Origin of the sequence: Streptomyces bicolor (assembly GCF_000719285.1) — a bacterium.
Taxonomy (GTDB): domain Bacteria; phylum Actinomycetota; class Actinomycetes; order Streptomycetales; family Streptomycetaceae; genus Streptomyces; species Streptomyces bicolor.
This window is the reverse complement of the sequence record NZ_JOFS01000012.1, coordinates 148569-169929: the sequence shown is the minus strand read 5'-3', so window position 1 is coordinate 169929 and position 21361 is coordinate 148569. Positions and strand designations below refer to the sequence as shown.

Here is a 21361-nt window from a genome sequence, read left to right as displayed (position 1 = left end):
ACCTCGCCAGGGCTGCTGAGCCACGCCACGGTTGAAGGGTCCCGTCCGGTGTTCGGACGGGGCCCTTCTTCGTGCCCGCGGGCTGGATAGGGTGGACCCGTTGAGACTCGCGTCCCGTAGTGCGGGACACCAGGTGACCCAGGAGCGGCTTATGAGCGCTGTGACCCCCGCTGGAGGCGACACCGCGGCGGGCCGTTCCTGGCCCGAGGTGCTGAGTGCCCTGCTCGCCGGACAGGACCTGAGCGCCGGTGACACGGCCTGGGCGATGGACCGCTTCATGAGCGGCGAGGCCTCGGACGCCCAGATCGCCGGCTTCATGGTGGCGCTGCGGGCCAAGGGCGAGACGGTCGAGGAGATCAACGGTCTCGTCGAGGCGATGTACGCCCACGCGCAGCCGCTGGACATTCCCGGACCGGCCGTCGACATCGTCGGCACGGGTGGTGACCGGGCCAAGACGGTCAACATCTCCACGATGTCCGCCATCGTGATCGCGGGCGCCGGTGCGAAGGTCGTCAAGCACGGCAACCGGGCCTCGTCCTCGGCGAGCGGCTCCTCGGACGTGCTGGAGAAGCTCGGCATCAACCTCGACCTGTCGCCACAGGGCGTGGCGCGGGTGGTGGACGAGGCCGGGATCACCTTCTGCTTCGCGGCCAAGTTCCACCCCTCGATGCGGTTCGTCGGTGGCGTCCGGCGGGACTTGGGGATTCCGACCTCGTTCAACCTGCTCGGCCCGCTGACCAACCCGGCTCGCGTCACCTCCTCGGCCGTCGGCTGCTTCGACACCCGGATGGCGGGGCTCATCGCCGGCGTACTGGCCGAGCGCGGCTCGTCCGCGCTGGTGTTCCGCGGCGACGACGGTCTCGACGAACTGACGACGACGGCCACTTCGCGGGTGTGGGTCGTCCGCGACGGCAAGGTGACCGAGGAGAGCTTCGACCCGCGCGACGTCGGCATCGACCTGGTGCCGGTGGAGGCGCTGCGGGGCGCGGACGCCTCGTACAACGCGGAGGTCGCGCGACGGCTGCTGGAGGGCGAGACGGGGCCCGTACGGGACGCCGTACTGCTCAACTCGGCGGCGGCGCTGGCGGCGTTGGAGCCGACGGACGCTCCGCTGACCGAGCAGATCCGGCTCGGCATGGCGAGGGCGGCCGAGTCGATCGACTCGGGGGCGGCGAAGCGGACGCTGGATCTGTGGGTGGCCGCCAGCAACGCCTAGGGCCTGATCCGCCGGAGGGGCCCTAGCCCACACCGATGTCGTCCCGCGATCCGGACACGGGTTGCGGGACGACGATCAGTTCACGTAGCTTTCCGTACCAGGTCATGAGTGACAGTCATGAGGCCCCGGCCGACTGTCCGGCAACCCTCCGTCCGTGGCGGGGTGCCCCGGGTGAAGACCAGGCCGTAGGCAGCGAGGTCTGCGGCAAGCGCGGGCCCCTCTCGAAACCAGGGGTCCTGGTCGTTCGAGGGAGTCTTCCGTGAGCAAGCGAATGCGATAGGGCCGCAGAGCCCCGCCTCCGCATCCCCTTTCACACTCACCACGCTCGAGCCGCCCTGTTTTCCCTGCGCTCGCGCGGTGAATTCCACCTGCCTTCACGGGAGTTCCGCCATGTCCGTCTCCACCGCTGCCGCCGACCAGTCCGTTTGCTCCCCCCTGCCCGTTCTGGGCCGGGATGTCACCGTCCCGCTCGTCACCGGCGGCGAGGTCACCTACGCCGCGCTCGACTACGCCGCCAGCGCACCGGCGTTGCAGCGCGTCTGGGACGACGTCGCCGCCTACGCCCCGTACTACGGCAGCGTCCACCGCGGTGCCGGCTACCTCTCGCAGCTCTCCACCGACCTGTTCGAGAACGCCCGCCGGACGGTCGCCGAGTTCCTCGACTGCCGCCCCGACGACCAGCTGGTCTTCACCCGCTCCACCACCGACTCGCTCAACCTCCTCGCCGCCGCCCTCCCGGCCGACTGCCAGGTCTTCGTCTTCGAGACCGAGCACCACGCCTCCCTGCTGCCCTGGCGCGACGCCCACGTCACCTACCTCAACGCACCCCGCACCCCCCGCCAGGCCGTCGAGACCCTGGAGCGCGCCCTCGCCGACCGCGACCCTTACGGCCCGGCACTGGTGTGCGTCACCGGCGCGTCGAACGTCACGGGCGAGCTGTGGCCCGTACGGGAACTCGCGGCCGCCGCCCATGCGCACGGCGCCCGCATCGTGCTCGACGCCGCCCAGCTCGTCCCGCACCACCCGGTCAGCGTTCGTGACCTCGACGTCGACTGGGTCGCCTTCTCCGGCCACAAGCTGTACGCCCCGTTCGGCTCCGGCGTCCTGGCCGGCCGCGCCGACTGGCTGCGCGAGGCGGCGCCGTACCTCGCGGGCGGCGGGGCCAGCCGTAAGGTGACGAGGCGTGAGGACGGCGGGGTCGATGTCGAGTGGCACGAGAGTGCCGCGCGGCACGAGGCCGGGTCGCCCAATGTCATCGGCGCCTACTCCATCGCCTCCGCCTGCAAGGCCCTCACCGAGGCCGGGTTCGACAACCTGGTCGCCCGCGAGCAGTACCTGATCGAGAAGGTGCGGGAGGGGCTCGCGGAGGTCCCGGCGGTCCGCGTCCTCTCCCTCTTCGGGGACGACGCCCCGCGCGTCGGTGTCATCTCCTTCGTGGTGGAGGGCTGGAACAGCTCCCACTTCGCCGCCGCCCTGTCCGCCGAGTACGGCATCGGTGTGCGGGACGGGCTGTTCTGCGCCCACCCGCTCGTGCGGACCCTGCTCGGCAGCGACCCGCAGGCGCAGGGCGAGTGCGGTGCCCCGGAAGCCGCGCCCGGCGAGAAGTCCCTCAACGCCATCCGCGTGAGCTTCGGGGCCGGTACCCCTGACGAGCATGTCGAGCGGTTCGTGGGCGCCGTACGGGAGCTGGTCCAGGACGGGGCGCGGTGGAACTACCGCACGGAGGACGGGCGTTGCGTTCCGGACACCTCCGCGTGAGCCGGTAGCCGGGCGCCCAGCAGGATCATCCGCAGGGCGCGTTCGGTGGCGTCCGTGAGGAGTTCGGAGGCCCGGACCAGGGCCTCCGCCAGGGCCATCGGCGCCGGCAGGATCCCGCTGAACGCGTCCACGCCCGGCACTTCGTGGGCGCCCTCGCCCAGCGTGCCCGCCAGCGCGAGCACCGGACGGCCGTACAGCTTGGCCCGGCGGGCCACCTCGGCCGGCACCTTGCCGCGGGGCGTCTGGTGGTCCAGGGCGCCCTCGGCGGTGACGACCAGGTCGGCGCGGGCGAGACGGGCGTCCAGGTCGAGGTGGTCGAGCAGCACGTCGAAGCGGGGGAGGAGACGGGCGCCCAGTGCGGCGAGGCCCGCGCCCAGGCCGCCGGACGCGCCGGTGCCGGGGCCGCCGTACAGGTCCGTGTCCACGACCCCCAGGTCACGGGTGAGGACTCGCGCCCAATTCTCCAGCCCCGCCGACAGGTCCTCCACCTGCGCGGGCGTCGCGCCCTTCTGCGGGCCGAAGACCCGGGCCACGCCGCGCTCGCCGCACAGCACGTTGTACGGGTTGCAGGCGACGAGCAGCTCGACGTCCCGCAGCCTCGGGTCAAGGCCGGTCGGGTCGATCCGGGCCAGGCGCGTCAACTCACGTCCGCCCGGCGGGAGTTCGAAGCCGTCCGCGTCCAGCAGGCGGGCACCGAGCGCCTGAAGCGCGCCGGCGCCCCCGTCGGACGTACCCGAATCGCCGCAGCCGATCAGGACGCGCCGTACCCCCGTGTCGAGCGCGGCGCGGACGAGTTCGCCGACGCCGTACGTCGTCGTGGCGCCCGGGTCGCGCAGGGCGCGGGGGACGAGGGACAGCCCGGCGACCGCGGCCATCTCCACGACCGCGGTGTGCTGGGAGCCGAGCAGCGCGAAGTGAGTGCCGAGCCGTTCGCCGACCGGGCCCGTGGCGGGAAGTGCGACGAGCCGTCCGCCGGTCGCGGCGGCCAGTGCGGCGGCCGTGCCCTCGCCGCCGTCGACGAGGGGGATCAGGTCGAGCACGGCGTCCGGCAGCACCCGCCGCACCCCGTCGGCAATGGCTTCGGCGGCGGCTTGGGCGGACAGCGACTCCTTGAAGCCACTGGGGGCTACGACGACTCGGGTCAGCATCAGATCTCCTAGCGCGTGACAGGTACGCCGAGCAGCGGCCACACCGCGACGGCGAACAGCAGGACGAGGGCGGCCGTCAGCGGGGCCAGGACGGCGGACAGGCGCAGCAGGTCGCGCGGGGTGTAGGTGGGGGTGCCGGGGAGGTCGGAGAAGAGTGTGACCGGCTTGGCGGAGGCGGGGAGGGTGTGGCAGAAGCCGGCCGCGGCAGTGGAGGCCAGCGCGGCGGCGACCGGGTTGACGCCGGCGCCGACGGCCGCCGCGACCACCAAGGGGACCAGGACCGACGAGCGGGCCGAGCGGGACTGCAGGACCAGGTGGGCCGCCGTGCTGACCGCGACGACCACGGTCAGGAACAGCAGTGGGCTGGTGCCCGCGGGGAGTCCGTCGACCAGCCATTTCGCGGCCCCGGAGTCGGCGAGCGCGACGCCCATCGCCATCGTCGCCGCCATGAACAGCAGCAGCGACCAGGGAACCGTCTTCAGGGCGTCCTTCAAATGCACGGTGCCGAGGGCCGGCGAGGCCGCCACCACCGCGCCGATCAGCGCCACGACCGCGGGCGGCACCCGGTGCAGCGGCTCGCTGCACCACAGCACGACGACCGTGCCGAGCAGCAGCGCGCACCGCTTCTCCGCCTGCGACCAGGGGCCGGTGACCGGGTGGTCGCAGTTCTCCTGGATCTGTTCAGGGGTGATGCGCACGGGGCCCTTGCGGTCCGCGCGCCGGGTGCTGGTCAGGAGTACGGTCTCGGCGGCGAGGTGGGAGGACGCCACGGCCAGCGGCAGGCCCAGCAGCAGCCATTCCGTGAAGCCGATCCGGTCACCGGTCGCCTGCCACAGCACCGACACGGTGATCAGATGCGCGCCCGCCCCGATCAGCGTCGCCACCGCCGACAGCAGGATCACGGCCGGGAACAGCAGCGCCAGCATCACGACCAGCCGCCGCCGGTCGGCCAGCGCCTTGGCCAGCGCGAGGAACACCGGCAGCGCGAGGGCGGCCCGCCCCGAGGTGGCCGGCACCGCGAACGCCGTGACGACCAGGGCGGCCGTGGTCAGGTGCACGAGCTGCCGAACCGTGCGTGCCCCGCCGACCAGGAACGCCGCCGCCCGCCCCGCGAGCCCGGTCCGGGTCACCGCGGCCGCCAGTACGAAGGCGCAGATCAGCAGCCACACCGTGGAGTCGCCGAGAGTGCCGAAGAGCGTGTCGCTGCTGATCACGCCGGTCACCGTGAGCGCGAGTCCGGCGCCCAGCGCGATGTAGGTGTCGTCGACCGGGGTGGCGACCCAGGCGCAGGTCGCCAGGGCGAAGACGGCGAGGGTGAGGCGGGCCTCGGCGCCGAGGCCCGGGAAGTTGCCGGGCACGGCGAGCAGCGCGCACAGGGAGAGCGCCGCGCACAGGGCCGCGCTCAGTCGGAGGTTCAGGGTCACGTCATCGAGGGTTCACCCGGGCGGTGAGCCTTCGATGAGCCGTACATGAAAGAGACTTCACGCGGCGAGAAGGGGCTTCAGGCGGACAGCCGGTACCCCACGCCGCGTACCGTCTCGACCCGTTCGGCGCCGAGCTTCTTGCGCAGCGCCCGCACGTACACGTCCACGATGTTCGAGCCGGGGTCGAAGTCGTAGCCCCACACGTGCGACAGGATCTGCTCGCGGGACAGTACCTGTCCCGGGTGCCTCAGGAACAGCTCCAGGAGCACGAATTCACGGGCTGTCAGATCCACGGTCCGCTCGTCGGCCCGGGCCCGCCGGGTGCGCAGGTCCAGGGTGAGCGAGCCGGACCGCAGCACCGTCACCTCGGGCACCCGGGCCGCCGTACGCAGCCTCAGGCGCACCCGGGCGAGCAGTTCCTCGAAGCGGAACGGCTTGGTCATCCAGTCGTCGGCGCCGCCCTCCAGACCGGCCACCGTGTCCCGTACGGAGTCCCGCGCGGTCAGCACGATCACCGGGACCGTCACCCGGGCCTCGCGCATCTCGCGCAGCACCGTGAAGCCGTCGCGGCCGGGCAGGCCGATGTCGAGGACGACCAGGTCGAAGCCGCCGGTGACCGCGTACTCGTACGCGGCGTCGCCGTCGCCCACCACAGTTGTGGTGAACCCGTTGGCCCGCAGGCCCTTCTCGACGAAGGAGGCGATGCGCTCCTCGTCCTCGACGATGAGGATCCGGTTCACGTGTGTCCCTCTCCCAGTGCCAGTACGAACGTGGCGCCGCCGCCCTCCGTGTCGCGCAGCCCCACCCGGCCGCCGTGTGCCTCCGCGATCGCCCGGACGATCGACAGGCCGAGCCCGGCGCCGGAGCCGCGGGCGCCGCGGCGGGACGTGCCGCGCCGGAACCGTTCGAAGATCACGTCGGCGTCCTGCGGCTGGACACCGCACCCGGAGTCGGCGACGTACAGCTCGATGCCCGGCCCGTCGGCACGGGAGCCGATCCGTACGGTCTGCCCGGGCCCGGTGTGCTGCACGGCGTTCTGGGCGAGCTGGACCATCGCCTGGGTGATCCGCTGCGGGTCCAGCTCGGCCTCGACGTCGGCCACCTCGGCGAGCTGCCAGTTGCGTTCGCCGAGGGTGCGGGCCTTGACGTAGACGTCGGCGGTGAGCTCGGCGAGCTGGACCGGCTCCGGGGTGAGGAAGTCGGGGCGCTCGGCCTTGGCGAGCAGCAGCAGGTCCTCGACGATGCGGCTCATCCGGTCCAGCTCGTCGGTGACCAGCCGTATCGTCTCCTCGCGCTCGGCCGGGTCGTCGCCCATCAGCTCCAGATGGCCGCGCACGATGGTGATCGGGGTGCGCAGCTCGTGGCCCGCGTCGTCGACGAACTCCCGCTGGGCGGCGAAGGCGCGCTCCAGCCGGTCGAGCATCGCGTTGAAGGTCTCCGCGAGCGCGGCGATGTCGTCGCGTCCGTGCACGGGGATACGACGGGTGAGGTCCTGCTCGGTCAGCTGCGCCGCCGCGGTGCGCACCAGCCGCACGGGCTTCAGGATCCGCCCCGCGACCGCCCAGCCGATGCCGGTCATCATCAGCAGGGCGACGCCGGAGATGGCGAGCAGGATGCGGAACTCCTCGTTCACGGCGGCCTGTTCGCGCCCGGGGTGGAAGGCGACGACGAACGCGGCCTCCGTTTGGCCGCCGGCCCGTGCCACGGTGACCTTGGCCCAGCGGATCTCGCCGGACGCGCGGTGCAGCGTGCCGGTGGAGTCCGGGGAGTCGAAGATGCGGCGGCGGGCGTCGGCGTCCTCGTGCAGGGGCAGGGCGACGTGGATGTCGCGCTGCTGGCGGAGCTGCGCCGGGGTCTGGCCCGGCCGGCCCACCAGACCGATCAGCTCCTCGTCCGGGTCGGCGTACTGCCGTTCCAGGAACTCGTGCAGCAGCCGGGACGGGTCCGTGAACGGGCGGCCGGTCTCGGGATCGACGCCCCGCTCCTCGAAGTTGGCGAACTCGCCGGCCTCCTGGGCGAGCAGCCCGTTCACCCGGTGGTCGACGTCCCGCAACAGGATCGAGCGCGTGGTCGCCGCCACCGACGCGAGCCCGACGGCCATCACGAGCAGCAGCCAGAGCAGGATGCGGACCCGGGCGGAGATCCGCCGGCCCCCGGGACCGCGTGGCGTCTCCCGGGTCATGCCGGCGCCGTGGGGTCTGGCACGTGCATCCGGCTCCGTCCTCCGCGTCGCGGCCGCACGGTCTCCCCCGCAGGGGTGCTCCCGTCGCCGCGGCTCGGCCCGTCCACGGGGCACGGTTCCCGGCAGCCGTCCTGATCTCGGTGGCACTCGCTAGCCGTCGTCCCCGAGCTCACCGCGGTCGTCGTCCGGGGTCTCCCGGTCGGGGGCGTCGTCATCGTCGTCACTCGCGGAGCTGTCGGTCACCGGGGGCCTGGAGACGACCTCGTCGCTCGGCGTCGGTGTGGGCCGGGTCGGCGTCGGCGTGGGGGAGCCGCTGTCCAGCTCCACCTTGGGCGGGACCTTCGGCGACTCCGGCTGGTCGGTGAGGGCGAAGCTGGTCGCGGCGATGCCGAGCGGAATCGCCACGACGGCGGCCAGGGCCGCGATCCGGTGCGAGAAGACCATACGGCCGATCCTGCCCGGGCTCCCGGCGGTGCGGATGAGCCCAGGATGAAGAACCCTTCATCCTGGAGCGCGGCTCAGCTGTCCAGGCCGATGGCGAAGGCGGCCTCGATGTCGTGCTGGGAGTAGGTACGGAACGCGACGTGCGTGTCCGTGGCCTCGACGCCGGGGATCTTGCTGATCCGGCCGGGGATGACCTCGGCGAGATCCTCGTGCTGCTTCACCCGCACCATGGCGATCAGGTCGTACGTCCCGGTGACCGAGAAGACCTCGGTCACGCTCTCCAGCGAAGCGATCCGCTCCGCGATCTCGGGGATCCGGTCCACGCTGGTCTTGATGAGGACGATCGCGGTGATCACGGTTGGTTCTCTCCCTCGGGGGCCGGAGCTGGGGTGGGCTTCACTCTAGTAGGCCGTCCGAAGCGGGCCCACGCGAAGCCGAAGCCCAGCCCGAAGCCCACCAGGTGCGCCAGATACGCCACCCCCGGCCCCTGATCCGCCCGCCCCGCCGCCACCCACTGCAGGGCCACCCAGAACGGCAGGACCACCCAGGCCGGGAAGCGCAGCGGCAGGAAGAGCAGGAACGGCAGCAGGCTTGTCACGCGTGCCCCGGGGAAGAGGAACAGGAACGCGCCGAGGACGGCCGAGATCGCCCCGGACGCGCCGACCAGGGACTGGGTGGAGTCGTCGTTGGCGGCGGCGTAGCCCAGCAGGGCCAGATAGCCGCAGCCCAGATAGAAGAGCGTGAACTGGACGCGGCCCATCCGTTCCTCGGTCATCACGCCGAAGACGTAGAGGAAGAGCATGTTGCCGAGCAGGTGCACCCAGCTGCCGTGCACGAAGAGGGCCGTGGCAGGCGTGAGGGCGGCCCGGGGCGCCCCCTCGAACAGCTCGGCGGGGACCACGCCCCAGCGGTGGAAATAGGCCCGCTGCGCGGCGAGCAGCCCCTCGCCGGAGCCGTACGCCGGATTGAGCCCAGCCGCCGGGCCGGTCAGGAAGAGCAGACAGCACAGCGCGATCAGCCCGTACGTCACCGGCGCCGGCGACCGCGGGACGGATCGGCCCGCCCTGCCGAGCCGAGTCCCGAAATGCACCACGCTCCAGTTGCCGATCATGAACACAGAGCATGACGTAACCGGACGCACGCGCACAGACCGCCTCGCCGCCCGAGACGGACAGGCGGCGGGTACCCGCCAGGCCGTAGGGTTACGAGCCACACGCACCGGGGAGCCCGGGGCGTCGCGGACAATAGAAGGCCTAGAAGGAAAGAGCACAGTCACGATGACGGTTCCCCTGCCCACCGCCACGACGCGCTGGCGCTGCACCCTCTGCGGCAACCTCACGCGTTTCGACGTGACGCGCTCGTCCAGGGTCGTGGAGTACGTCCACCTCGATCTGGCCGGTGAGCCCAAGGTCGAGGAGCGTGAGGTGCTCAGTGAGACGATCGAGTCCGTGCGCTGCCGCTGGTGCAACGCCGTGGACAAGGTGGAACTCGTGGACAGGCCGGGCGCCGGCTCCTGAGGGGAGCAGGCCCCGCACAGGCAATTGGGGTGTTGACGGATGGTGGAGACACAAGGCGGGGGGCCGGGCGACGGCGCCGCTGAGGTGCTCGACCGTCCGCTGCCCGACGGTGTGCGGCGCAAGGTCGTCCAGATCGTGTCCGACGGCTTCGGCGGGCTGACCGTCGGCGAACTGCCCGCGCAACTGCGGCAGTACGCCCGGTTCGCACCGAACCGCCGGGCCAAGTTCGCCGGCAACGCGATGGCTGCCGCGCTGGAGACCGATCCGCTGTTCCGGCAGCGCATCGGGGAGAAGTTCAGAGAGGCCCAGCCGGAGCTCTCCGGCGCTCTCGACTCCGGCTCGGCGCCTGCGGCCGCGGACCCGCTCGACGTGGCGGCCGCGGCCTATGTTCTGCGGCCCACCGGCTGGGTCAAGCTGGTCACCGCGGCCGGCGAGGAGGCCCAGCGGGCCGACGCCGAGCGCGCCGACGACGAGAACCGCGCCGAGCTGGAGCGGCTGCGCGAGGAGCTCGGCCATGCCCGGGAGCACACCCGGGCCGAGACCGAGCGGCTGCGCACCGAGTTGGACGCGGCGAAGAAGGAAGCCGAATCGCTGCACCGAAAGCTGCGCTCCGCCCTCAGTGACGTCAAGCGCGGCGAGGCCGCCCTGCGCAAGGCGCATGGCGAGATCGAGGCCGTGCGCGCCGAGGGGCAGGCCCAGATCTCCGCGGCCGAGAGTGAGACCCGGCGGCTCAAGGCGCGGCTCGGGGAGGCCGAGGCGGCCCTGGAGGCCACGCGCAGAGCGGCACGCGAGGGGCGCAGCGTCGAGGACATGCGCGTACGGCTGCTCCTCGACACCCTTTTGGACGCGGCCCAAGGGCTGCGCCGCGAGCTGGCGTTGCCGCCGGTCTCCGTGCGGCCCGCCGAGACCGTGGACGCGGTCGAACCGGGACGAATGACCCCGAAGGACATCGCCGCACGGGCGTTGTCCGAGAACGACCCCGCGATCCTCGACCAGCTCCTCGCCCTGCCCCAGGCGCACTTGGTCGTCGACGGCTACAACGTCACCAAGACCGGCTATCCCCAGATGCCGCTGGAGAAGCAGCGCCTGCGGCTGCTCGGCCAGCTCTCGCAGCTCGCCGCCCAGACCGGCGCCGAGGTGACCTGCGTCTTCGACGGGGCCGAACTGGCCGCGCCGGTGCTGCTGGCGCCGCCGCGCGGCGTGCGGGTGCTGTTCTCGAAACCCGGCGTGACCGCCGACGAACTGATCCGCCAACTGGTGCGCGCCGAGCCGCCGGGCCGTCCGGTCATCGTCGCCTCGACCGACCGCGAGGTGGCCGACGGGGTGGCCCGGGCCGGAGCGCGGCCGGTGGCTTCTGCGGTGCTTCTCAAGCGACTGTCCTGATAACGCCAACGTACAGGCGCAATGCCCGAATTGGCGTCAATCCCGCGCGACTCAGCGTCAAGCCTGCGTCACCTGATGTGAGTTGTGTGTAAAGAATGACCAGTGTGACGAGAATTTTCGTGTGAGGATTTGATCTGATCACAACTGGGTCACTAGGGTCTGGCCTCGAACCTCCGAGCGGGTGATCACTCACAAGAAGGGTTTCACCTCAGTGGCGTCCCACCGTCGACCCAAGCAGCCGAGCCGAGCACGGGTGACCGTGCTGACCACCGCAGCCGCTGCTGCCGTGGCCATCAGTTCTCAGGCGGCCAACGCTGCCCCCAGCGAGAAGCCGAGCAAAGACGAGGTCAAGGCCAAGGTCGACAAGCTCTACGAGCAGGCGGAGCACGCCACCGAGGAGTACAACGGGGCCAAGGAGAAGCAGGGGAAGCTCCAGAAGGAGATCTCCACCATCCAGGACAACGTCGCCCGCGGCCAGGAAGAGCTCAACGAGCTGCGCGACGCGATGGGCCTCGCGGCCGCCGCCCAGTACCGCACCGGCAGCATCGACTCCTCCCTCCAACTGTTCCTCTCCTCGGACCCGGACGACTACCTGGACAAGGCGTCCACCGCCGACCAGCTCAGCGCCCAGCAGGTCGACTCACTGAAGAAGATCCAGCAGAAGCAGCGCGAGCTGTCCCAGCAGCGCGCCGAGGCCGCCGACAAGCTCAAGGACCTCTCCGCCACTCGCACCGAGCTGGGCAAGAAGAAGAAGGAAGTCCAGGCCAAGCTCGCCGAGGCGCAGAAGCTGCTCAACACCCTGACGGCCGCGGAGAAGGCCGCCATGGCCGCCGAGGAGGAGCGCGCCAGCCGTTCCTCCGCCGAGCGCGTGGACCTCGGCAACGCCGCCACCGGCTCCGGCCGCGCGATGGCCGCCTTCCAGGCCGCCCAGAGCAAGATCGGCTCGCCCTACGTCTACGGCGCCTCCGGTCCGTCCTCCTTCGACTGCTCGGGCCTGACCTCCTGGGCCTTCGCCCAGGCCGGCGTCTCCATCCCGCGCACCTCGCAGGCCCAGGCCAGCTACGGCACGCGCATCTACAGCCAGTCCGAGCTCAAGGTCGGCGACCTGGTGATCTTCTACGGCGACCTGCACCACGTCGGCTTCTACGCGGGCAACGGCCAGATCCTGCACGCCCCGCGCACCGGCACGGTCGTCCGCTACGAGTCGATCAACAACATGCCGTTCCAGTTCGGCGTCCGGATCTGACCCGGCCGTACGTCTCCGTACGCCTCCAAGATCAACACCACGTGCCGCCCGAACGAGCGAATCACGACAGCACTCGCTGACCCCGCGCCCCGCCGATGACCTGCGTCAGAGGCGGGGCGTCACTTTGTGTGCCCACGGCGGTCGTTGGTCGCCGCCCCGACACGGAGCTACTGTCTGCCGCGTTTCCCCCGCTGCCGGGGGAACGGTCCTTGTCCGCGAGCGGAAGGAGAGCGGCTTCCCGTGGGGTCCCATCGCCGTCTTGCAACGTCCGGATTCGACCGGGGCGCCGGTGCGGCGCTCTGCGTCATGTCAGCCGCCGCCACGGCCCTCGGGGTCGTACCGGCGAAGGCCACGCCGCACGACGACACCCGGACCAAGGTGGACCGCCTCTACGAGGAGGCCGAGAAGGCCACCGAGGCCTACAACCAGGCCGACGAGCGCGCCGACAAGCTCCGCGACCAGGTGAGCCGGGCGCAGGACCGGATCGCCCGGCAGCAGGAGAGCATCAACTCCATGCGGGACGCCCTGGGTTCGCTGGCCGGCGCGCAGTACCGGTCCGGCGGTCTCGACCCCTCCCTCGCCCTGCTGCTCTCCGACGACCCGGCCGACTATCTCGACAGAGCCGCCCGGATCGCCCGGATCAGCGCCCACCAGGCCGGCGAGCTGGAGGCCCTCCAGGACGCGATGCGCGCCCTCGCCCAGGAGCGCGCCGAGGCGGCGAAGAAGCTCGTCGAACTGGAGAAGAGCCGCAAGGCCGTCGCCGCCCACAAGCGGACCGTCGAGCGCAAACTCGCCCAGGCCCGCAGGCTCCTCAACACGCTCACGGCGAGCGACCGCGCCGCCTACGGCCGCGCCTCCCGCTCCGGCCGCGACGTCATGCCCGGCCTCGGCGGCGCCGTCCCGCCCTCGGGCCGCGCGGCCGCCGCCCTCGCCGCCGCCCACTCCGCCCTGGGCAAGCCGTACGTCTGGGGCGCCAACGGCCCCTCCGGCTTCGACTGTTCGGGCCTGATCCAGTGGTCGTACGCCCAGGCCGGCGTCGCCATGCCGCGCACCTCGCAGGGCCAGCGGTACGCCGGCCGGCAGGTGCCGCTCTCCGAGGCCCAGCCCGGCGACGTCGTCACCTACCGCTCCGACGCCAGCCATGTCGGGATGTACGTCGGCAACGGCCAGGTGATCCACGCGCCCTACCCCGGCGCACCGGTGCGCTACGACCCGGTCGGCATGATGCCGGGCGCGACGGTCACCAGGGTCTGACGCGGGCCGACTCCCGCCGGGGTACGGCCGGGGCACCGCGGGTCGCCGAGCTGAACGGCCCGGCGCGCGGGCATCGGTGCGTGCCGTGCTGAATGGCTGGCGCGGCCTGAGAGCCTGTGACACAGGCTCTGAGGGAGCGCACCCGGGTCCGGAGGGCTTCACCGCCGGGCGGGACGCCGTCCTGCCGTAGGTCTGAACGCGGGTCTGACTTCGCGCGCCTTCCCCGCCGTACGATCGTGAAGTGGCTGGTCGAAGGCGGGCGTCGGGAACGTGGGTCGTCGCGGCGCTCTGTCTGCTGCTCGTCTCCCTCGTGGGGTGCGGCGGGCGGCCCGCCACCGACAGCGCGCGGGCCGAGGTGCAGAGCGTCCTGGACGCGCGGGCGGCGGCGATACTCGACCGCGACCAGGCGGCGTTCCTGCGCACGGGCGACGAGGGCTGGTTCCGCAACCTGCGGGCGCTGCCCCTCGCCGACTGGTCGTACCGCCTGACCAGCCTGCACCGCACCGGCGACACCGCGACCGCCGAGGCCGAGCTGCGCTATCGCGTCCGGGGCTACGACCGGTCCCCCGTCAGCGCCGGCCGCACGATCGACCTGAGCCTGGACGCCGGGGGCGGCTGGTACGTCGAGGCCGAGCGGCCCGCGAAGGGCTCCGCCGAGCAGCTGTGGGACCAGGGCCGGGTGAGCGTCGTACGGGGTGAGCACAGCCTGGTCATGGGCGTCGGGCAGTCCGAGGCCGCGCTGCGGCGGTACGCGGAGCTGGCGGACGACGCGGTGCCCGCCGTATCGCAGGCGTGGGGCACCGAATGGTCCCGGCAAGTCGTGGTCCTCGTACCGAAGTCGCTGACCGGCATGGCGGGCCTCCTCGGCTCGCCGGCCTCCTCCTACCGCGGGATCGCCGCGGTCACCACCGGCGAGACCGGCGCCCCGGCGGACGCGCCCGCGGACCGGATCATCGTCAACCCCGACGCGTACGGGGTGCTCGGCGCCACCGGCAAACAGGTCGTCCTCACCCACGAGGCCACGCACGTCGCCACCCGCGCCCACACCACCGCCGCCACCCCCCTGTGGCTCTCCGAGGGCTACGCCGACTGGGTCGGCTATCTCGGCAGCGGCCGCTCCCCGTCCCAGGCGGCGCCCGAGCTGTGGCATGCGGTGACCGAGGGCCGGGTGCCGGAGGCGCTCCCCGCCGACGCGGACTTCGGCTTCACCGGCGACTCGGGCAGGCTGGCGCGGGCCTATGAGGGCGGGTGGATGGCCTGCCGGATGATCGCGGAGCGCTGGGGCGAGGTCAGACTCGTCGAGTTCTACCGGGCCGTGAGCGCGCACGAGGGGCGGGCAGGGGCGGTCGAGGGTGCGCTGAAGGACGTACTCGGGACGTCGCTGGAGGAGTTCACGGAGGAGTGGCGGGACTATCTACGGGCTCGGCTCGGCGGCTGATCCAGCTTCGCGATGGCCTCCGTCAGCCATGCCCGCTCCGCCTCGCCGGTCGCCCGTGCCACCCGCAGCATCCCCTGCCGGAACAGGTCCTCGGCCTCCTCGGCCCGGCTGCCGCTCGCGTTCGGGCTGTCCGGCCTCGGCCTGCCCGGCGTGTGCCTGGCGCTGGCGCTCGCCATGGGGGTGCAGTGCGCGGCGGTGCTGGTGCCGCTGCGGCGGGGCCGGCGTCAGGAGGGCAGGGACGTTTCCTTGGCGCGGGTCGCCTGAGCCGGTACGGGGAGCGGGGCGGCCCGGGTGACCGTCGAGCGCCAGAGTTCGCGGGCCGCGAGGAGGGTGGCGAGGACCAGCAGGCCGTTGCGGAGGAACAGGAGGGTGACGCCGAGGGCGTCGCTGGCGACGACGTGCGAGAACCAGGCCGGGAACTCCAGGACCGTCACGAAGGACGCCGCGAGGACGAGGGCCACCGGAAGCCTCATCCGGCTGCCGCGGAAGCACAGGCACACGGCCGCGAGGCCGACCAGCCACACCAGGTACTGCGGGCTGATCACCCGGCTCGTCGTCACGAACATCAGCACCGCCACGAAGGCCGCGTCCGCGAGCGTGTGCGCATGGAACCGCCGTGCCCTCAGCCGCCACAGCAGCAGCCAGCCGAAGGCGAGCCCGCTCAGGACCAGGGCGGCCGTGCTGACGACGTCGACCCACGGGCCGAGGAACTCCACCGAGCCGTAGTTGAGCAGCACCTGGCCGTCCCAGCCGTACCGCCGGGCCACATGGAAGACCAGCGAGCCCAGTGACTCCACCTCGGTGCCCCGGTCGCGCTGGAAGGTCAGGAAGGCGAACGCACCGGGCATGGCGAGGGCGAACACCGCCGCGAGGGCGCCCGCGGTGAGCACGGCCCAGCCCCACGCGGCGCGCCTGCGGGCCGCGACCAGCAGCAGCACCGGCCACACCTTCAGCATCGCCCCGAAGGCCGTCAGCGCGCCCATCAGCCGCGGACGCCGGGCGCCGGCGAGCAGCGCGGCCACGGCGACGGCGGTGACCATGACGTCGTAGCGGGCGTACACGGTCGGCCCGAGCAGCGGTACGCCCGCCACCCACACCCAGGCCCCGCGCAGCGTGTGGCCCGGGCGCGGTCCCGTGTACAGCAGGAGCAGCAGCACCGCCAGGTCGGCGGTGAAGGCGAGCACGAAGAACGCCGACGGGTAGTCCAGCCAGAACAGCAGTGCGGGGGAGAGGATCGCGAGGGCCGCGGCGGGCGGGTACTGCCAGGTGACGTCGTCCAGCGGGAACGTTCCGGTGCGCAGCACCTCGTACCAGCCCTGGTAGATCACCGACACGTCGCTGGTGACGTCCGGGCCGGGGAAGACGTACACCTTGAACACGAACAGCAGCAGGATCACCCTGGTCAGGCCCCAGCACACCAGAAGCCACGCCGGCGACCGCCGCGTGCCCGTCGTCTCCACCGGATCCCCTGCCGTTCACTTCCCGCCTTGAGGAGAACATGATGGCGCCTCCGGCTGTGAGCAGGCCATAAGCATGGCCGGGCCCCGGCTGTGAGCAGCGGCTTCGGTAAGGTCGGCGGCGTGCACAAGACCCTGATCGTCACCAACGACTTCCCGCCCCGCCCCGGCGGCATCCAGGCCTTCCTGCACAACATGGCACTGCGCCTCGACCCGGAGCGGCTGGTCGTCTACGCCTCCACCTGGAAGCGGAGCCGAGAGGGCGTCGAGGCCACGGCCGCCTTCGACGCGGAGCAGCCCTTCACGGTCGTACGGGACCGTACGACGATGCTGCTGCCGACGCCCGGGGCGACCCGGCGGGCGGTGGGCCTGCTGCGCGAGCACGGGTGCACGTCGGTGTGGTTCGGCGCGGCGGCACCGCTCGGTCTCATGGCCCCTGCACTGCGCAAGGCGGGCGCCGAGCGTCTCGTGGCCACGACCCACGGCCACGAGGCGGGCTGGGCCCAGCTGCCCGCGGCCCGGCAGCTGCTGGGCCGGATCGGCGAGACGACGGACACGATCACGTACCTGGGCGAGTACACGCGCTCCCGGATCGCCACCGCCCTGACGCCGGACGCGGCCGCGCGGATGGTGCAGCTGCCGCCGGGGGTGGACGAGAAGACCTTCCATCCGGGATCGGGCGGCGACGAGGTGCGGGCACGGCTGGGGCTGACGGACCGGCCGGTGGTGGTGTGCGTGTCCCGCCTGGTGCGGCGCAAGGGGCAGGACACCCTGATCCAGGCGATGCCGCGCATCCTGGCCGCCGAGCCGGACGCCGTGCTGCTGATCGTCGGGGGTGGCCCGTACGAGAAGGAACTGCGGCGGATGGCGTACGAGACCGGTGTCGCCGACTCCGTCCACTTCACCGGGCCCGTGCCCTGGTCCGAGCTGCCCGCCCACTACGGCGCCGGGGACGTCTTCGCGATGCCCTGCCGGACGCGGCGGCGGGGGCTCGATGTGGAGGGCCTCGGCATCGTCTACCTGGAGGCCTCGGCGACGGGCCTGCCGGTCGTGGCCGGCGATTCGGGCGGCGCGCCGGACGCGGTGCTCGACGGTGAGACGGGTTGGGTGGTGCGGGGCGGCTCTCCGGACGAGGCCGCCGACCGGATCGTCACGCTCCTGGGAGACGCCGAGCTGCGCCGGAGGATGGGCGAGCGGGGCAGGGAGTGGGTCGAGGAGAAGTGGCGCTGGGACCTGCTGGCGGAGCACTTGAAAACGCTGCTGTAGTGCAACGCCCTTGTCTTTAGGGGCGCGGGGCTGTATCGATATGCGGCTCCGCCGCGTGGGCGCGATCAACCACAATCAACCCGCAGCCGCCGACAACGAATACTCGGCACCCCACTAGGCGGAACCGCAAAATCCGCAGATGCTGCGCAACATGACATCAAACCTGATGCAGCGTCAGCTGACAAGACGTCAAATCCTGGGCATGGCAGCCCTGCAAGCCGCAGCCGCAGCAGGCTTCACCCGCATAGGCCTCCAGTCGGCCAAGGCGGCGCAGCCAGACGCGGTCGAATCCGCCCCGGCGATAGTCATCGGCTCCGGCTACGGCGGCGCCGTCGCCGCCCTCCGCCTCGGCCAGGCCGGCATCCGCACCCTCGTCCTCGAAATGGGCCGCCTCTGGAACACCCCCGGCCCCGACGGCAAGGTCTTCTGCTCCACCAGCGCCCCCGACCACCGCTCCATGTGGTTCCGCACCCGCACCGAGGCCCCGCTGGCCACCTTCCTCTGGCTGGACGTCGTCAACAAGGGCATCAGCCCGTACCCCGGAGTCCTGGACCGCGTCCGCTACGACCACATCTCCGTGTATGTCGGCCGAGGCGTCGGCGGCGGCTCCCTGGTCAACGGTGGCATGGCGGTCACCCCGCTCCAGTCGTACTTCGCCGAGCAGTTCCCGAGTGTGGACACCGCGGAGATGTACAGCACGTACTTCCCGCGCGCACGCTCCATGCTGGGCGTCAACACCATCGACCCGGCGTGGTTCGAGTCCACGGAGTGGTACCGCTTCACCCGGATCTCCCGCAAGCACGCGGCCAACACCGGCCTGAAGACCACTTTCGTCCCGAACGTCTACGACTTCGGCCACATGCGGCGCGAGGCGGCCGGCACCGCCGCCAAGTCCGCGCTCGCGGGCGAGGTCATCTACGGCAACAACCACGGCAAGCGCACCCTGGACAAGACGTACCTGGCCTCCGCGCTCGGCACCGGGAACGTCACCATCCACACCCTGGAGCGGGTGAGGTCGATCAGCAGGGCCGCCGACGGGACGTACGTCCTGACCGCCGACCGGATCGACGACACCGGCACGGTCGTCGGGACCAAGGAGTACGGCTGTACCTACCTCTTCCTCGGCGGCGGCAGCATCGGCACCACCGAACTCCTCGTCCGCGCACGGGAGTCGGGCACGCTTCCCGCCCTCGACGCGAGCGTCGGCACCGGGTGGGGCACCAACGGCAACGTGATGCTCGGACGGGCCAACCACCTGTGGGACACGGTCGGGGAGAACCAGTCGACCATGCCGGTGATGGGCATCGACGACTGGGGCAACGCCGCCAACCCGGTCTTCGCCGAGATCGCGCCTTTACCGACCGGACTGGAGCACTGGGTCAGCCTCTACCTGGCGATCACCAAGAATCCGTCGCGGGCGTCGTTCTCGTACGACAGCGGTACGGGAGCCGTGAAACTCGGCTGGAGTGCCGCCCAGAGCGCGGTGTCGGTGGGCATGGCCAAGAAGCTGTTCGACCGGATCAACTCGGCGAACTCCACGATCTACCGGTACGACCTGTTCGGCTCGAACAGCAAGGTCTTCGCGGACGACTTCACGTACCACCCGCTGGGCGGCTGCGTGCTGGGCAAGGCCACCGACAACTACGGGAGGGTCAAGGGGTATTCGAAGCTCTACGTCACCGACGGCTCGCTCGTGCCCGGGTCGATCGGCGTGAACCCGTTCGTGACGATCACCGCGCTCGCCGAACGCACGATGGCGCGGGTCCTCGTGGAGGACACCGCGCCATGAGCCACATGAGCCGACCGGTCGGCTATTTGGCGTAGATCGCCTCGATCTCGTCCGCGAAGTCCTTCGCCACGACGTTGCGCTTGAGCTTCAGCGACGGCGTCAGATGGCCCGAGTCCTCCGTGAACTGGGAGGAGAGAATGCGGAACTTCCGCACCGATTCCGCCTTCGACACCGCGGCGTTGCCGTCGTCGATCGCGGCCTGGATCGCCGCGTTCAGGTCCGCGTCCCCGGCCAGCGACGCCGCGGTGGAGCCCGCCGGCTTGCCGTGCTCGGCGGCCCAGCGGCCCAGGAACTCCTCGTCGACGGTGACCAGCGCGCCCACGAACGGCCGCCCGTCACCGACCACCATGCACTCCGCGACCAGCGCGTGCGCCCGGATCCGGTCCTCGATCACGGCCGGGGCGACGTTCTTGCCGCCCGCGGTGACGATGATCTCCTTCTTGCGGCCGGTGATCCTGAGGTAGCCGTCCTCGTCGAGGGTGCCGATGTCACCGGTGTGGAACCAGCCGTCGGCCAGCGCCTCCTCGGTCGCGCCCGGGTTGTTCCAGTACTCCTTGAACAGGTGCTCGCCGTGCAGCAGCACCTCGCCGTCGTCCGCGATACGGACCACCGAGCCCGGCAGGGGCTGGCCGACCGTGCCGATCTTCTGGCGGTCCCAGGGGTTGAAGGCGGTGGCGGCACAGGACTCGGTCAGGCCGTAGCCCTCCAGGACCGTGAAGCCGATGCCGCGGAAGAAGTGCCCGAGGCGCTCGCCCAGCGGGGCACCACCGGAGATGGCGTACTCGCCCTTGCCGCCGAGCACCGCGCGCAGCTTGCTGTAGACCAGCTTGTCGAAGACCTTGTGCTTGATCTTCAGGCCGACGGACGGGCCCGACGCGGTGTCCAGGGCCTTGCTGTAGGCGATCGCGGTGTCCGCCGCCTTGTCGAAGATCTTGCCCTTGCCGTCGGCCTGGGCCTTGGCGCGCGCCGAGTTGTAGACCTTCTCGAAGACACGCGGTACGCCCAGGATCAGCGTCGGACGGAACGCGGCCAGCTCGTCGGTGAGGTTGCTGATGTCCGGGACGGTGCCCAGCTTGATCGGCGCCATCATGGGCGCGACCTGCACCAGGCGGCCGAAGACATGCGCGAGCGGCAGGAACAGCAGGACCGAGCACTCGCCGGTGCGGAAGAGGGGCCGCAGCCGCTCCACGACGTTCCCGCACTCCGCGAAGAAGCTGCGGTGGGTGAGGACGCACCCCTTGGGGCGCCCGGTGGTGCCCGAGGTGTACACGATGGTCGCCGGGTCGTCGGCCTTCGCCTGCGAGCTGCGCTCCTCGACGGTCGCGTCGCTGATGTCCTGGCCCAGCCGGCCCAGCTCCTCGACCCCGCCGGCCTCGATCTGCCAGACGTGCTTGAGCGCGGGCAGCTGGTCGCGCACCGACTCGACCGCGGCCGTGTGGTTGTCCAGCTCCGTGATCACGGCGGTCGCGCCCGAGTCACTGAGGATCCACTGGACCTGCTCCGGCGAGCTGGTCTCGTACACCGGCACGGTGACCGCGCCCGCCGACCAGATCGCGAAGTCGAGCAGGGTCCACTCGTAGCGCGTACGGGACATCAGGCCGACCCGGTCGCCCGGCTGCACCCCGGCGGCGATGAGTCCCTTCGCGGCCGCGCGCACCTCGGCGAGGAAGGCGGTGGCCGTCACGTCCTGCCAGGCACCGCCCACCTTGCGTGCGATGACGGCGACGTCCGGGTGCTGCGCGGCGTTTCTGCGGACGATGTCGGTCAGATTGCCGTCCGCAGGGACCTCGTACAAAGCCGGAAGGCTGAACTCGCGCAAGACTGCTGCTCCTCATAGGG

General features: G+C 71.7%; 19 protein-coding genes and 1 riboswitch. Of the genes, 10 read left to right on the top strand and 9 right to left on the bottom strand.

From position 1 onward, the window contains the following. Positions 1 to 151: 151 nt before the first annotated feature. Positions 152 to 1216 carry an anthranilate phosphoribosyltransferase gene (gene trpD / locus IF78_RS0118735; RefSeq protein ID WP_031483284.1) on the top strand — a complete coding sequence of 355 codons (1065 nt, stop codon included), beginning with the start codon at positions 152 to 154 and terminating at the stop codon, positions 1214 to 1216. A gap of 100 nt (positions 1217 to 1316) precedes the next feature. Beyond that, positions 1317 to 1433: riboswitch (SAM riboswitch) on the top strand. A gap of 173 nt (positions 1434 to 1606) precedes the next feature. Next, positions 1607 to 2974 carry an aminotransferase class V-fold PLP-dependent enzyme gene (locus IF78_RS0118725; protein ID WP_031483285.1) on the top strand — a complete coding sequence of 456 codons (1368 nt, stop codon included), beginning with the start codon at positions 1607 to 1609 and terminating at the stop codon, positions 2972 to 2974. On the opposite strand, the gene IF78_RS0118720 is transcribed toward IF78_RS0118725, so the two are convergent. The 7 genes from IF78_RS0118720 to IF78_RS0118690 all read right to left on the bottom strand — a co-directional run bounded on the left by IF78_RS0118720 (position 2929) and on the right by IF78_RS0118690 (position 9283). Next, positions 2929 to 4122, bottom strand: coding sequence for a glycerate kinase (locus IF78_RS0118720; RefSeq protein WP_031483286.1), 1194 nt, complete (start codon positions 4120 to 4122; stop codon positions 2929 to 2931). The genes IF78_RS0118725 and IF78_RS0118720 overlap by 46 nt on opposite strands. A gap of 8 nt (positions 4123 to 4130) precedes the next feature. Continuing rightward, complete coding sequence (locus IF78_RS0118715) at positions 4131 to 5546, bottom strand: SLC13 family permease (RefSeq protein WP_031483287.1); 1416 nt, start codon at positions 5544 to 5546, stop codon at positions 4131 to 4133. A 77-nt stretch (positions 5547 to 5623) separates the two neighbouring features. Continuing rightward, positions 5624 to 6286, bottom strand: a complete 663-nt coding sequence (locus IF78_RS0118710) for a response regulator transcription factor (RefSeq protein ID WP_031483288.1) — start codon at positions 6284 to 6286, stop codon at positions 5624 to 5626. Continuing rightward, complete coding sequence (locus IF78_RS0118705; RefSeq protein WP_031483289.1) at positions 6283 to 7647, bottom strand: sensor histidine kinase; 1365 nt, start codon at positions 7645 to 7647, stop codon at positions 6283 to 6285. Before IF78_RS0118705 ends, IF78_RS0118710 begins: the two co-directional genes overlap by 4 nt. 231 nt (positions 7648 to 7878) lie before the next feature. Further along, on the bottom strand, positions 7879 to 8172 hold the full coding sequence (locus tag IF78_RS0118700) for a hypothetical protein (protein WP_031483290.1): 294 nt from the start codon (positions 8170 to 8172) through the stop codon (positions 7879 to 7881). A 74-nt stretch (positions 8173 to 8246) separates the two neighbouring features. After that, positions 8247 to 8528, bottom strand: a complete 282-nt coding sequence (locus IF78_RS0118695) for an Lrp/AsnC family transcriptional regulator (RefSeq protein ID WP_031483291.1) — start codon at positions 8526 to 8528, stop codon at positions 8247 to 8249. Then, positions 8525 to 9283, bottom strand: a complete 759-nt coding sequence (locus IF78_RS0118690) for a rhomboid family intramembrane serine protease (RefSeq protein WP_031483292.1) — start codon at positions 9281 to 9283, stop codon at positions 8525 to 8527. Before IF78_RS0118690 ends, IF78_RS0118695 begins: the two co-directional genes overlap by 4 nt. Positions 9284 to 9449: 166 nt before the next feature. Here IF78_RS0118690 and IF78_RS0118685 point away from each other — a divergent pair, with 166 nt between their 5' ends. The 6 genes from IF78_RS0118685 (at position 9450) to IF78_RS49145 (ending at position 15274) form a co-directional block, all read left to right on the top strand. Further along, positions 9450 to 9689, top strand: a complete 240-nt coding sequence (locus tag IF78_RS0118685) for a hypothetical protein (protein WP_031483293.1) — start codon at positions 9450 to 9452, stop codon at positions 9687 to 9689. A gap of 39 nt (positions 9690 to 9728) precedes the next feature. Further along, positions 9729 to 11072: an NYN domain-containing protein gene (locus IF78_RS0118680; RefSeq protein ID WP_031483294.1), complete on the top strand. Its 1344-nt coding sequence runs from the start codon at positions 9729 to 9731 to the stop codon at positions 11070 to 11072. A gap of 211 nt (positions 11073 to 11283) precedes the next feature. Next, the gene (locus tag IF78_RS0118675) at positions 11284 to 12318 is read left to right on the top strand and encodes a C40 family peptidase (protein WP_031483295.1); all 1035 of its coding nucleotides are present in this window, start codon (positions 11284 to 11286) and stop codon (positions 12316 to 12318) included. A 240-nt stretch (positions 12319 to 12558) separates the two neighbouring features. Continuing rightward, positions 12559 to 13572, top strand: a complete 1014-nt coding sequence (locus IF78_RS0118670; RefSeq protein WP_031483296.1) for a C40 family peptidase — start codon at positions 12559 to 12561, stop codon at positions 13570 to 13572. A 241-nt stretch (positions 13573 to 13813) separates the two neighbouring features. Then, a complete protein-coding gene (locus tag IF78_RS0118665; RefSeq protein ID WP_031483297.1) occupies positions 13814 to 15010 on the top strand; it encodes a hypothetical protein in 1197 nt (398 codons plus the stop codon). A gap of 12 nt (positions 15011 to 15022) precedes the next feature. Beyond that, complete coding sequence (locus IF78_RS49145; protein ID WP_031483298.1) at positions 15023 to 15274, top strand: hypothetical protein; 252 nt, start codon at positions 15023 to 15025, stop codon at positions 15272 to 15274. On the opposite strand, the gene IF78_RS0118655 is transcribed toward IF78_RS49145, so the two are convergent. Beyond that, positions 15235 to 16470, bottom strand: coding sequence for a glycosyltransferase family 87 protein (locus IF78_RS0118655; protein ID WP_031483299.1), 1236 nt, complete (start codon positions 16468 to 16470; stop codon positions 15235 to 15237). The genes IF78_RS49145 and IF78_RS0118655 overlap by 40 nt on opposite strands. A 120-nt stretch (positions 16471 to 16590) precedes the next feature. Here IF78_RS0118655 and IF78_RS0118650 point away from each other — a divergent pair, with 120 nt between their 5' ends. Together IF78_RS0118650 and IF78_RS0118645 are read left to right on the top strand one after the other, a co-directional pair. Then, positions 16591 to 17733: a glycosyltransferase family 4 protein gene (locus IF78_RS0118650; protein WP_031483300.1), complete on the top strand. Its 1143-nt coding sequence runs from the start codon at positions 16591 to 16593 to the stop codon at positions 17731 to 17733. 166 nt (positions 17734 to 17899) lie between these two features. Next, positions 17900 to 19522 carry a GMC oxidoreductase gene (locus IF78_RS0118645; protein WP_167348320.1) on the top strand — a complete coding sequence of 541 codons (1623 nt, stop codon included), beginning with the start codon at positions 17900 to 17902 and terminating at the stop codon, positions 19520 to 19522. A gap of 22 nt (positions 19523 to 19544) precedes the next feature. On the opposite strand, the gene IF78_RS0118640 is transcribed toward IF78_RS0118645, so the two are convergent. Next, complete coding sequence (locus tag IF78_RS0118640; RefSeq protein WP_031483302.1) at positions 19545 to 21341, bottom strand: AMP-dependent synthetase/ligase; 1797 nt, start codon at positions 21339 to 21341, stop codon at positions 19545 to 19547. Positions 21342 to 21361 lie beyond the last annotated feature (20 nt).

Bases quoted from the DNA above. Each gene is read 5' to 3' on its own strand.
- IF78_RS0118680 (WP_031483294.1), top strand. From the start codon at position 9,729: ATGGTGGAGACACAAGGCGGGGGGCCGGGCGACGGCGCCGCTGAGGTG.
- IF78_RS0118705 (WP_031483289.1), bottom strand. From the start codon at position 7,647: ATGGCCGTCGGGCTCGCGTCGGTGGCGGCGACCACGCGCTCGATCCTG.
- IF78_RS0118725 (WP_031483285.1), top strand. From the start codon at position 1,607: ATGTCCGTCTCCACCGCTGCCGCCGACCAGTCCGTTTGCTCCCCCCTG.
- IF78_RS49145 (WP_031483298.1), top strand. From the start codon at position 15,023: ATGGCCTCCGTCAGCCATGCCCGCTCCGCCTCGCCGGTCGCCCGTGCC.
- trpD (WP_031483284.1), top strand. From the start codon at position 152: ATGAGCGCTGTGACCCCCGCTGGAGGCGACACCGCGGCGGGCCGTTCC.
- IF78_RS0118700 (WP_031483290.1), bottom strand. From the start codon at position 8,172: ATGGTCTTCTCGCACCGGATCGCGGCCCTGGCCGCCGTCGTGGCGATT.
- IF78_RS0118645 (WP_167348320.1), top strand. From the start codon at position 17,900: ATGCAGCGTCAGCTGACAAGACGTCAAATCCTGGGCATGGCAGCCCTG.
- IF78_RS0118690 (WP_031483292.1), bottom strand. From the start codon at position 9,283: ATGATCGGCAACTGGAGCGTGGTGCATTTCGGGACTCGGCTCGGCAGG.
- IF78_RS0118720 (WP_031483286.1), bottom strand. From the start codon at position 4,122: ATGCTGACCCGAGTCGTCGTAGCCCCCAGTGGCTTCAAGGAGTCGCTG.
- IF78_RS0118685 (WP_031483293.1), top strand. From the start codon at position 9,450: ATGACGGTTCCCCTGCCCACCGCCACGACGCGCTGGCGCTGCACCCTC.